The organism is Dietzia aerolata (assembly GCF_014144865.1).
In the GTDB taxonomy this organism is placed as follows: domain Bacteria; phylum Actinomycetota; class Actinomycetes; order Mycobacteriales; family Mycobacteriaceae; genus Dietzia; species Dietzia aerolata.
This window is the reverse complement of record NZ_JAALDM010000234.1, coordinates 1-11411: the sequence shown is the minus strand read 5'-3', so window position 1 is coordinate 11411 and position 11411 is coordinate 1. Positions and strand designations below refer to the sequence as shown.

11 protein-coding genes and 1 pseudogene are annotated in these 11411 nt (G+C 68.9%); 4 read left to right on the top strand and 8 right to left on the bottom strand.

All coding sequences use genetic code 11. The features are described from left to right. Window positions 1-251 (bottom strand): universal stress protein (locus G6016_RS13540; RefSeq protein ID WP_182633158.1); only part of this gene is annotated, 251 nt, incomplete at its 3' end. Between the two features lie 245 nt (window positions 252-496). On the opposite strand from G6016_RS13540, the gene G6016_RS13535 reads away from it, so the two are divergent. From G6016_RS13535 to G6016_RS13525, 3 genes are all read left to right on the top strand, one after another. Continuing rightward, on the top strand, window positions 497-943 hold the full coding sequence (locus G6016_RS13535) for a Fur family transcriptional regulator (RefSeq protein WP_182633157.1): 447 nt from the start codon (window positions 497-499) through the stop codon (window positions 941-943). 79 nt (window positions 944-1022) lie between these two features. Further along, complete coding sequence (locus tag G6016_RS13530) at window positions 1023-2552, top strand: catalase (RefSeq protein ID WP_338403611.1); 1530 nt, start codon at window positions 1023-1025, stop codon at window positions 2550-2552. 170 nt (window positions 2553-2722) lie between these two features. Then, the gene (locus G6016_RS13525) at window positions 2723-3202 is read left to right on the top strand and encodes a Dps family protein (RefSeq protein WP_182633156.1); all 480 of its coding nucleotides are present in this window, start codon (window positions 2723-2725) and stop codon (window positions 3200-3202) included. A 255-nt stretch (window positions 3203-3457) separates the two neighbouring features. Here G6016_RS13525 and mgtE read toward each other — a convergent pair whose 3' ends face one another. The 7 genes from mgtE to mbhE form a co-directional block, all read right to left on the bottom strand. Then, window positions 3458-4804: a magnesium transporter gene (mgtE, locus tag G6016_RS13520; RefSeq protein ID WP_182633159.1), complete on the bottom strand. Its 1347-nt coding sequence runs from the start codon at window positions 4802-4804 to the stop codon at window positions 3458-3460. 94 nt (window positions 4805-4898) lie between these two features. Beyond that, entirely contained in the window at window positions 4899-5249 is a 351-nt protein-coding gene (locus tag G6016_RS13515) for a cation:proton antiporter (protein WP_182633155.1), read from the bottom strand. Between the two features lie 5 nt (window positions 5250-5254). After that, window positions 5255-5527 (bottom strand): monovalent cation/H+ antiporter complex subunit F, encoded by a 273-nt coding sequence (locus G6016_RS13510; RefSeq protein ID WP_182633154.1) that lies wholly within the window; start codon window positions 5525-5527, stop codon window positions 5255-5257. Continuing rightward, entirely contained in the window at window positions 5527-5856 is a 330-nt protein-coding gene (locus G6016_RS13505; protein WP_182633153.1) for a Na+/H+ antiporter subunit E, read from the bottom strand. The genes G6016_RS13510 and G6016_RS13505 overlap by 1 nt, the downstream gene beginning before the upstream one ends. Beyond that, the gene (locus G6016_RS13500) at window positions 5853-7397 is read right to left on the bottom strand and encodes a proton-conducting transporter transmembrane domain-containing protein (protein WP_182633152.1); all 1545 of its coding nucleotides are present in this window, start codon (window positions 7395-7397) and stop codon (window positions 5853-5855) included. Before G6016_RS13500 ends, G6016_RS13505 begins: the two co-directional genes overlap by 4 nt. Next, window positions 7394-7783 carry a sodium:proton antiporter gene (locus G6016_RS13495; protein WP_182633151.1) on the bottom strand — a complete coding sequence of 130 codons (390 nt, stop codon included), beginning with the start codon at window positions 7781-7783 and terminating at the stop codon, window positions 7394-7396. Before G6016_RS13495 ends, G6016_RS13500 begins: the two co-directional genes overlap by 4 nt. Beyond that, window positions 7780-10878, bottom strand: a complete 3099-nt coding sequence (gene mbhE / locus G6016_RS13490; protein ID WP_182633150.1) for a hydrogen gas-evolving membrane-bound hydrogenase subunit E — start codon at window positions 10876-10878, stop codon at window positions 7780-7782. The genes G6016_RS13495 and mbhE overlap by 4 nt, the downstream gene beginning before the upstream one ends. A 197-nt stretch (window positions 10879-11075) precedes the next feature. Between mbhE and G6016_RS13485 the strand changes: the two are divergent. Then, a pseudogene (locus tag G6016_RS13485) lies at window positions 11076-11411 on the top strand (hypothetical protein); the annotation flags it as partial.

Here is an 11411-nt window from a genome sequence, read left to right as displayed (position 1 = left end):
GCATCCACATCCTGGGTCAGCTCGGCCAGCTGGTCCCGCATCGCGCCCTCGACGTTCGCGCGCGCCGTCTCATCGAACGCCACCACGCGGCCCACGGCCCGGTCCGCCGAGATGATGCGCAGCGGCGCGCCGTGATCGCGAGCCCACTGCGCTGCCCACGCCACCGCCCGGCGGGCATCGCGCGAGCCGTCATAACCGCACACCACCGGCCCTGTGGCCTGGGGGCTGGCGTTCTCGGCGGTCTGCGTCATGGCGTCCTCCTGCGGCGTCGTGATGTCGCGAGCAAGCCTAGTCGGAGCCCGCGCAGGAAGAAGGGGCGACGACGACAACGACCCCTCACCCGGCATTCCTCGCCGGCCTGACCGCGTCGGCTGATGATGCGGCCTCGGCGCCTCCTCGGTCTCCGTGGGTGGTCCGGGCGCTGTCGAGAAAAATTCTTAGAAGCGATTTCCTCCAAATCTGGACTAATTCCAGATTGCCTACTATGGTGGGTGCCATGACGACAGCAATGGAAGGGCCCGAAGAGTTACTTCGGGGCGCCGGGTTGAGGGTCACCTCTCCGCGGTTGGCCGTCCTCGTCGTCGTCGACACCAATCCGCACATCGCGGCGGAGGACGTGGCCACCAGCGTGCGGGAGCGGCTCGGCGCCGTCTCCACCCAGACCGTCTACGACGCTCTCCGGGTCTGCACCGCCGCCGGACTCATGCGGCGCATCGAACCGGCTGGGTCTCCGGCCCGGTACGAACGACGCACCGGCGACAACCACCATCACCTCATCTGCCGCCAATGCGGCCAGATCAAGGACGTCGACTGCGCGATCGGGCACGCCCCATGCCTCGACGCGGATGACGATCACGGCTTCGCGATTGATGAAGCCGAGGTCAACTACTGGGGCATATGTCCCGAATGTCAGGCGAGCGAGGCCCTTCTCGTCGCAGACTGAGATGCGGACCACATTTTCGACCCGGAACCTGAACCCCCAGGCCGGCAGTACCCAACCAGCACAATGAGGAGCGACCGACGTGACATCGCAGCATCCCGCTGACCGCGGAGTACGCAACATCGAGCCCAAGGCGCCCACCACCACCGATGGCGGCGTTCCGGTTCCGGACGACGAGAAGAGCGCCCAGATCGGCCGCCAGGGTCCGCAGCCGATCCACGACTTCTACCTCATCGAGAAGCTCGCGCACTTCAACCGCGAGAACGTCCCCGAGCGCATCCCGCACGCCAAGGGCTCCGGTGCCTTCGGCGAGTTCGAGACCACCGAGGACATCTCCGACATCACCCGCGCCGCCCTCTTCCAGAAGGGCGTCAAGACCCCCATGGTCGCGCGGTTCTCCACCGTCGCCGGCGAGAAGGGCAGCCCCGACACCTGGCGCGACCCCCGCGGCTTCGCCCTGAAGTTCTACACCACCGAGGGCAACTACGACATGGTCGGCAACAACACGCCGATCTTCTTCATCCGCGACGCCATCAAGTTCCCGGACTTCATCCACTCGCAGCGGCGCAAGAACGGCTCCGGCCTGCGCAACAACGCCATGCAGTGGGACTTCTGGACCCTCAGCCCCGAGTCCACCCACCAGGTCACCTGGCTCATGGGCGACCGCGGTATCCCCAAGACCTGGCGCCACATGGACGGCTTCAGCTCGCACACCTACCAGATGATCAACGCCGAGGGCGTGCGCCACTGGGTCAAGTTCCACTTCAAGACCAACCAGGGCATCGAGTTCCTCACCCAGGACGAGGCCGACACCCTCGCCGGGACCAACGGTGACTACCACCGCGAGGACCTGTGGAACTCCATCCGCGACGGCCAGTACCCGTCGTGGGACCTGTACCTGCAGGTGATGCCGGTCGATGAGGCCGAGGGCTACAAGTACAACCCCTTCGACCTCACCAAGACCTGGTCGCAGAAGGACTACCCACTGCGCAAGGTCGGCACCATGACCCTGAACCGCAACCCGCAGAACCACCACGCGCAGATCGAGCAGGCCGCGTTCGCGCCCACCAACATCGTGCCCGGCATCGGGTTCTCGCCCGACAAGATGCTGCTCGGTCGCGTGTTCGCGTACCCGGACATCCACCGCTACCGCATCGGCGCCAACTACCAGCAGCTGCCGGTCAACATGCCGCTCTCGCCGGTGAACTCCTACTCCAAGGAGGGCTCCATGGCGTACGAGTTCAACCACCCGGCGGTGCCCGAGTACCACCCGAACTCGATCGACGGACCCACCGCCGACCCGGCCAGGGCCTACGACTTCGGCGCCTGGGACACCGAGGGCTCCGAGGTCTTCCGCGGCCCCATCAAGAAGCACGCCGAGGACACCGATCAGGTCCAGGCGACGATCCTGTACCGCGAGGTCATGGACGACGCCGCCCGCGAGCGCCTGCACGGCAACATCGCCGGCCACGTCAGCGCGATCGACCCGTCCGAGACCGAGCTGCTCGAGCGCGTCTACGCGTACTGGACCGCCGTCGATCCCGACCTTGGTGCGGCCGTCAAGGCCAAGGTCGAGGCCGGCCCCCGCGGAAACCACCGCCTCAACGACTGAGGCACAGCGGCGCTCGCGCGCCGATCGGCGGTATAGCCGCCAGCGGGAGGGGCCGATCAGGGAACGGTCCCTCCCGCCGGTGTTTTTCTGCACCTTCGTCAGTTGACCTGAGTAGGCCCGGAGCGCCGGGCCGGAGTTGGCCCGGAATGCCGGGCCGGAGAGGAGCCATCATGGCCACACAGAACGGTCCCATCACCTCCTTCGTCCCCGCCGAGCACCAGGAGGCCGTGTCGGCCTCCCTGCAGGAGACGCTCGTCGACCTCATCGACCTGTCGCTGGTCGCCAAGCAGCTTCACTGGTCGGTCGTCGGCCCGCGCTTCCAGAGCGTGCACGTCGCGCTCGACGAGGTCGTTGACGACGCCCGCACCTTCACCGACGAGGTCGCCGAGCGCGCCACCGCCGTGGGCGTGAGCCCCGACGGCCGTGCCAAGACCGTCGCCTCCGATTCCGCACTCGACGAGGCCGCAGCCGACTGGTCCTCGGACGACAAGGTCATCCGGGTGATGACCGAGGCGCTCGCCGCGACCATCGTCCGTCTGCGCGGCAACATCTCCAAGGCCGGCGGCGACCCAATCACCGAGGACCTGCTCATCTCGATCAGCTCGCGCCTAGAGCAGCTCCACTGGATGTGGGAGGCCAAGTCGGCCTGACCAGCCTCCGCTGTTGCTCCGCCCGGTAGGTGGGGCGGCCGCGCCGGAGCCCGATTCCGTCTCGCGGGGTCGGGCTTCGTGCCGTTTTGGGCCGGCTGGGCCGACGAGAAGTGGGTTCGGCACGGACCTACTCGCACGATGCGGGCCGAACCTTCTTCTCGATGAGATCGGGACGGGATTGCCTGGCCAGACCAGCCCGGCAAGCCCAGTTCGGCCAGATGCACCAGCCCCGGAGGCCGCGGCGGGCCGGACCCGCTACAGTCCCAGCACCGCGCGGGCGATGAGGAAGTACACGATCAGCCCGGTCGCGTCGACGAAGGTGGAGATGAACGGGTTGGAGAACACCGCGGGGTCGGCGCGCACGGCACTGGCGAGCAGCGGCATGATCCCGCCCACCGAGGCCGCGATCGTGCACAGCGTGAGCAGGGTCAGCCCGATCACGAGCCCGAAGTCCATCCCGTAGACCAGGCCGGCGACGGCAAAGGCGACACCGCCGAGGATCAGCCCCAGGGTGAAGCCGGTGCGGGCCTCCTGCCACAGCACTCGCGCGACGTCTCTCTTGCGCACGTCGCCCAGGGCGAGGGCGCGCGTGACGGTGGTGGCCGCCTGGTTTCCGGTGTTGCCGCCAGTACCGATGATCAGCGGGACGAACAGCGAGAGCGCCACCACCTGCTCGAGGGTGGATTCGAAGACCTCCAGCACCTGCACTGTGAGCGTGGCGCCCAGGGCCAGGACGAGCAGCCACACGATGCGGGAACGCACGAGGGCGCGGAACGGGGTGGACAGGTACGGCCTGCCCAGCGGCTCGGCGCCACCCTGGCGGGCGACGTCCTCGGAGTCGGCGTCCTCGAGGATCTGCAGCGCGTCGTCAATGGTGAGGATCCCGACGAGCCGATCTTCCTTGTCGACGATCGGCATGACGATCAGGCGTTCGTCCGCGGCGCGGCGGGCGGCTGTCTCGTCCGACTCGATGGCCCGCGCGGACACGGCATCGTTCATGAGATCGCGGATCGGGGTCTCCGGGTCGGCCTTCATCACCGACCGTAGACCGACCATCCCCACGAGGTGTCGCTCGTTGTCGGTGACGGGCAGCGCGTAGATCGTCTCGGTCTGGTCGATCCGCTGCTTGACCCGCTCGAGCGTCTGCCCGGCCGTGGTGTCCGGGTGGGTGGACACGTACTCGGGGCTCATGCGGCGGCCGACGGAGCCGACCTGGTAGCCGAGCACCGCGGCGGTGAGGGCCTGCTCCTCCGGGTCGAGCTCCCGCATGAGGCGGTTGGCGACCTTGGCGGGCAGTTCGTCGATGAGGCCCGCGCGGTCGTCGGGGTCGAGCTCGGCGAAGATGTCCCGGACCTGCTCGTCATGCAGGTCGTGGATCAACTCCGACTGAAGGGGCGGGTCGAGGTCCTCGAACACGCTGCTCGCGGTGTCCTTGGCCAGGAGACGGAACATCACGCCCCGGTCCCTGGCCTCGGTCCGCTCGAGAACATCCACGACCAGCCACTGCGGCATCGTGGCCAAGGCCTCGCCCGCGGCGCGCAGGTCACCGTCGGCGATCAATCCGTCGATGTACCGCTCGGCGAGCGCGGGGTCGCGGGAGATCTGCGTGACCACGCCGCCGCCCGCAGCGTCTCCGCCAGCCGAATCGCCTGCCGGGTACGTGGACTCGTGGGATCCGCCTGAGGGGGCACTCACGTCACTGCACTCCTGAGAGATCGTCGTACGCGGTTCGGGGGTCGAGCTGAGGGTCGGCCCGGTAGGCAGCCCGGGCCAGCGTGATGGAGGCGACCGAGGTCACCACGACGGTCGCGCCGAACGCGACCAGCGCCATGATCAACCCCAGCCAGCGGAAACCGCCCGTGAGGTCGTTGACGTACGCGGCCACGATGAACAACATCATGCCTAATCCGGTCGCGACGGACAGTATGTTGATCCGGGTCAGCGCGTCGCGGGCCCGGTTCATGGCAACAGTCGCGACCAGGAAACACAGCGAACCCAGCAGCGCGGGGACACCGATCAGCAGATCGATCACGACTGGGTTTCCCATCGCACTCACCTCCGACCTCTCGACAGCAGCCGCGCCAACGCGACCGTGGACAGCACGCCGAGGAGCGAGCCGAGCATCACCACGTCCAGGGCGACCGCCGATCCCACGCGGATCACGAACATCACGAACAGTGCGACGGCACAGAAGTAGGTGAGGTCGGCCATCACGGCGCGGGTGGCGTCGCCCGGGCCACGGAAGGCGCGGTACGCCGCGACCAGCATGCTCGCCGCGACTATCACCGTGGCCAATGCCAGGAGAACGGTGAGTAAAGGACTCATTATTTCTCCCCTCGCAGTACGGACAGGGTGCGTTTCTCGGTCTCGGCGAGCAGCTCGATCATCTCCTCGCGCGGCCCACCGAGCACGACGTGCACCCACAGGTCGGTCTCGCCGATGACCGTCACCAGCGTGCCCGGCGTGACGGTGATCGCCCAGGCCAGCGCGGTCACCTCGAGGTCGGTGCGACTGCGCATCGGATACCGCACCAGCACCGGATCGCCCACAGGGCCGGGGGTCAGCGCCGTAACGGCCAGCGCCCACGACGACGCCACCACGTTCCACAGCAGCCACCCCAGCACGAGCGGGGCCCGCAGTATCCGCCCGATCACGAGACGCCTCCCACAGTTGTCGAGGTCAGCGCGTTGGGCCCGCCGAGCACCGCCTGCACGTACGCCGCCGTGTCGACCAGCCCGCCGACCGCCCGGTCGACCTCCGGGGCCACCGCGCCGTAGCCGAGGAACAGCGCCACCGAGACCGCGACGAGCGCCCCTCCCGGCACCAGCAGGCGGGCCGGAATCCGGGGGCGGGGGTGGATGGTCTCGTCGTCGTCAGATTTTCCTGGTGACTCACCGTCTGGCGCCACGTCGCGCCAGGCAATGCCTCGCCACAACCGCAGCGTCGCCACGAGGCCGATGAGGGACCCGAGGAGGACTACGACGACGGTGGCGATTCCCCACACCGTGCCGGGTTCGACGGCGGCGGACAAAACTTCCAGCTTGCCGATCAGACCCGAGGTGGGAGGCAGTCCGACGAGGGCGGCAATCGCTAGGACTAACAGCACGGCAAGCGGTCGCTCGCGGTGCCACAGATCGGTCAGTGTGCCGAGGCGGTCGCTGCGGTAGATGTGTTCGGCCGCACCGACGAGCATGATGAGCGCGCCGATGGTGACCATATGGTGGATCATGTAGACGATCGCCCCGCCCGGCGCGGATGCCACGACCAGCGCGGCGAGGATCACGCCCACGCCGGAGACCATCTGCCAGGCGAGAATCTCGCGGGCGTCGAACGGTGCGGCCGAGGCGATGGCGCCCCACAGGATCGTGATGAGTGCCACCACCAGGATGACGCGGCCCCACGCCGGGTCCAGGTCGAACGCCGTGGCCCAGATCCGGATGACCGCGTACAACGCGACCTTGGTGTGCAGTGCCGAGAACAGGGCCATCACGCCGGCCGAGGTGCCGGGGTAGGCGCGGGGGAGCCAGCCGTGGACCGGGACCGCGCCGGCCTTGATGCACAGCGCCATCACCACGATGCCCAGTGCGGCGGCGACCCGGCCGTCCTCACCTGCCGCACCGGCCAACGCGGCGAGGTTGACCGCCCCGGCGGAGGCGTAGACAAAGCCCACCCCGGCGAGCAGGACGGTGGAGGTGAGCAGGTTGACCACCACGAACAGTCGGCCCACGCCGAGCCGGCGCCAGCCGCCGGTCATGGCGATCAGCGCGTACGACGGCAGGAGCATGACCTCCACGAACACGAACAGGTTGAACAGGTCGCCCGTCAGCAGGGCACCGTTCGCGCCGGCCAGGAGCAGTAGCACCAGCGGGGCGAAGTAGCGGCTGCGGGCGAACTCGCCGGTGAGGTCGCAGAACAGGATCGACAGCGCGGCCACTACGCCTGTCGCGACGAGCATGAGCGCGGTGAACGAGTCGGAGACGATCGGGATCGCCACCCCCGGGATGAACCCGCCCACCTGTGTGGCGACGACCGGTTCGGTGTGGTGCTGCACCAGCAGGCCGAGCCCGGAGATCGCGGTGATCGTCGGCACGGCCAGCGCGAGTAGGCGGCCCACGATGCGCCAGGGCAGCATCGCGGCGAGCGCGGCCGCCATGACGGGCCCGGCGGCGAGCAGTGGCAGGAGCAGCGCGGTCATGCGTCACGCTCCTGTCCTGCGGTGGTGGGCGGTCCGGTGCTTGCGGAATCCGGGTCTGCCCGGGGCTCGTCGCCGGGGTCGGGGATGTCGTGGGTGTCGTCGTCGCGACTGACCACGGCCAGCGACAGCATGAACACGGTCACCGCCAGCGTGATGACGATCGCGGTCAACACGAATGCCTGGGGCAGTGGGTCGGCGGAGACGTCCGTGCTGTTGACGTCCGCGAGCGGTTCGCGACGCCACGCGGACACTCCGCTGGTGAGCAGCAGGAGGTTGACGGCGTGGCTGAACAGGCCGAGGCCGAAGATGACGCGGACCATGCCGCGCTGCATCATCAGGTAGACGCCGCCGCCGGTGAGGACACCGACCATGATCGCGAGGGTCATCGGGTCGCCTCCTCGGGCTGCTCGGACTTCGCGGACTGCTCGGACTTCGCGGGTCCCTCGGCGCGCTCGGCTGCGCGGTCGACCTGTCCGGTGTGGCCCGGCAGTTCGGTGCCGGGCACGGCGTCGACCGCCGTGCCGCCTGCGCCGAGCGTGTTGAACGCGGTCATGACCAACCCCAGTACGCCGGCGAAGACGCCGAGGTCGAAGATCAGCGCACTGGTGATGTGCTGGCCGAGGATGTACCAGTGGGCGGGCTCGAGGAACGCGCCGAGGGCGTAGCCGCCGACCCCGGTGAGGCCGGCCAGCATGAGTCCGCCGCCGATGAGCATCACCGGGGTGGACGGTCTACTGACCGGCGAGTCGGATTCGCGCGACAGGTAGTAGAGCGCGAACGCGCACGCGGCGACGAGCGCGGCGATGAACCCGCCGCCGGGCTCGTTGTGGCCGCGCCACAGCAGCATGATCGCGACGACGCCCAGGACCGGGGCCACAGTCCGCGACAGTAGTCGCAGTGGGGCGGTGTTCCGGGTGGCATCCTCCAGCGCGTTCGAGGCCCTGCCGTCCGACTTCTCGGTGCCGGGCAGGAAGTCGTCATCCTGATTGTCGACGGTCTGGTTGCTCGCGCGGGACCGGACCGAGCCGAGGACCGCGAGGATCGCGATGCCGGCCACACCGAGGACCGAGACCTCACCGAAGGTGTCGAGTGCACGGAACTCGACGAGGATCGTGTTGACCACGTTGGCGCCGCCGGTGATCTCCGGTCCGTTCTCGAGCAGGTACATGCCGATCGGGGAGCGCTCGCGGCGTCCGTTGAACACCAGCACGGCGGTGGTCGCGGCGAGTCCTGCGGCCACACCGAGCACGATCGCGGCATTGCGCCGCGCCCGGGTCGGGGCGATGAAGTCCTTGGGCAGTCGGCGTAGGACCAGCATGAACACGATGATGGTCAGCGCCTCGACGAGCAGCTGTGTCAGGCCCACGTCGGGGGCTCCGAGACCGAAGATCTGGACGGTCACCGCGATCCCGACCGCCGACAGCAGTACCACGGCGGCCAGCCGCGATTGCGCGGCACAGAGTCCGAGGACGGCGACCACCACGACGATCAGCAGTATCGAGTCGATCGTGCGGTTGAGGTTGCCGAGTTGGGGCGGCAGCGTCGCCCCGGTCGTCAGCGCCCACACGCCGAGCCCCAGGCCGTAGAGACACACGGTCGCGACGAGCGCGCCGGCGTGGCGGGCCGGGGAGTCCGAGGCAGTCGGCCGCAGCAGGGCCCGGCCGGCGCTGGAGACGGACCGCATCAGGGACTCGAGCAGCGAGGCACCGGTGAACGGCAGCAACTCGCGGGCCAGGGCCCGGTCAAGAGGCCGCCGCTGCCAGACGAGGAGTGCTCCCACGATCAGGATGAGGGCGGTGATACCGAGCTCAAGGGTGACGCCATGCCACAGGGACAGGTGCGGCTCGTATTCGAGGTCCGCCGGGTTGAAGTCGTCGGGCAGGGGCGGGCGGGCGATCCTGTCGTGATAGAGCGGCTGCCACCCGAGCGGCCCGGCCGCAGCCTTCGCGATCGCGGCGATCGGCGCGTCGAGGATGCCCACGAACATCGCGAGTGGCAGTCCGATGACCGCCGGAATCGCCGCCGGTAGCCACAGCCTGACCGGCGCCTCGTGCACGTCGGCCGCATCGGGGACGGTGGTCTGCGCCTCGCCGGCCACGGCTTCCGCGTCGGCCCCGGCCGCGCCACGGTCACGCTTGTAGAGCCCGAGGAATCCGCCCATGATGATGCGGGCGCAGTAGAGGAAGGTGAGGATTGCGCCGACCACCGCGGCCGCCAGCAGCACCGTCACCGCCGTGACGTGGCCGCCCGCCACGTCACTGAACGAGGTGAGCATGGATTCCTTGGACACGAAGCCCAGCGTCGGCGGGATACCGGCCATCGCGGCCGCCCCCAGGACGGTGGCTCCGAACGTCCACGGCATGCGCCGCCAGATCGGTCCGAGATCGCGGATATCGCGCGATCCGGCCTCGTGGTCCACCACGCCGACCAGCATGAACAGGCCCGACTTGAACAGTGCATGCGCGAGCGTGTGCAGCGCCGCCGCGGCGAGGGCGGCCTGAGTGCCGATGCCGATCGTGGCGATGATCCAGCCGAGCTGGCTGACCGTGGAGTAGGCCATGAGTTGCTTGAGGTCGGTCTTCTGCAGGGCGAACAGCGCAGCCATGATCGCCGTGCCCATGCCGACGGTCACGAGCAGCGCGTTCCACACCGCAACATCGTGGAAGATCGGCGAGAACCGCATGAGCAGGAAGATGCCGGCCTTGACCACTGCCGCGGCGTGCAGATACGCACTGACCGGGGTGATGGCGGCCATGGCGTCCGGCAGCCAGAAGTGGAACGGGAACTGGGCCGACTTGGTGAACGCCGCTACGGCCACCGCCACGGCGATCGCCGCCGTGAACCCCGAATCGGTGGCCCACACCTCGTGGCCGAGGATCTGCGAGATCGAGGTGGTCCCGGTGCGCAGCCACATCGCCACCACGGCCGCGAGCAGGACCAGCCCGCCGATGAACGTCAGCACCAGCGTGCGCAGCGCCGACGAGTACGCCTTTCGGCCCGAGTTGGCGATGAGCGCGAACGACGCCAGTGACGTCAGTTCCCAACAGATGAAGAGCAGGATCAGCGAATCGGTGAGGACCAGCCCCAGCATCGAGACCGTGAACAGGGTCATGAGCTGGTAGAAGCCGTAGTGCTGCGGACCCCGCCGCGGTCCCTCGCCGCTGCGGTCGAGCCCGGGCAGATACGACGTGGAGTAGATCAGCACGATCGCGCCGATCACCAGCGCGAGCATCGCGAAGAACAGCCCCGTGGGATCGGCGAACAGGTCCAGGGTCCAGTCGCGTGCCGGTACCCACGGGATGCGGACCACCTCGACGGGCATGTCCGCCATCGCCAGTGAGATCGGCGAGGTCAGCGCCACTGCTCCCAGGAGGTAGAGCGCTGCCAGGGGCCAGCCGGCCGCGCGGCCGAAGATGCGGGTCAGCGGCCATGCGAGCACGGTGGCCAGGCCTGCCGCGGTGAGTGCGAGGACGGGGCTCATGGCTCCTTTCCTGCGGGCCGCAGCGCGCGAGGTCTGACGCTGCGAGGGGGCAGCCGAGGGTGGTGACGGAGGCCACATCCGACGGCACGTCGGGTGTGCCCGATCTTGCAGGAGTTTAACAACCAACTCTGACGCAGATTCTGGGACGTGCCGATTGATCTGCGGGAACGGGGCCGAACAGCGGTTACTCTGCCCGCATGAGTCCCTCGAAGGCCCCCTCGAACACGCCGTCTGGTCAAGGCGCGACGGACGCCGAGGTGGACGAGAATAATACGGGCGACGACGACAAGACCGCCGGCGCAGAGCCCACCGACGCCGGGCCCGAAGGCACTGGGCCCGCTGACGCAGAGTCCGCCGACTCCGAGCGTGCCGACGCCGGTCCCGATCGCATCGGGCCCGACGACTCCGAGTCCGCCGGGCCGGGCCTGACGCGGCGCCTGCTCGGGCTGGTCCTCATCGTCGTCCCGCTCGCCCTCGCCGCCCTGTGGGCCGTGGTGGGCCCGACCCCGCAGACGGATGACGCCGCCGGCCAC

Coding starts and splice junctions, on each gene's coding strand:
- G6016_RS13500 (WP_182633152.1), bottom strand. CDS start 7,397: ATGACCGCGCTGCTCCTGCCACTGCTCGCCGCCGGGCCCGTCATGGCG.
- G6016_RS13510 (WP_182633154.1), bottom strand. CDS start 5,527: ATGAGTCCTTTACTCACCGTTCTCCTGGCATTGGCCACGGTGATAGTC.
- G6016_RS13525 (WP_182633156.1), top strand. CDS start 2,723: ATGGCCACACAGAACGGTCCCATCACCTCCTTCGTCCCCGCCGAGCAC.
- G6016_RS13495 (WP_182633151.1), bottom strand. CDS start 7,783: ATGACCCTCGCGATCATGGTCGGTGTCCTCACCGGCGGCGGCGTCTAC.
- G6016_RS13535 (WP_182633157.1), top strand. CDS start 497: ATGACGACAGCAATGGAAGGGCCCGAAGAGTTACTTCGGGGCGCCGGG.
- G6016_RS13515 (WP_182633155.1), bottom strand. CDS start 5,249: ATGGGAAACCCAGTCGTGATCGATCTGCTGATCGGTGTCCCCGCGCTG.
- mbhE (WP_182633150.1), bottom strand. CDS start 10,878: ATGAGCCCCGTCCTCGCACTCACCGCGGCAGGCCTGGCCACCGTGCTC.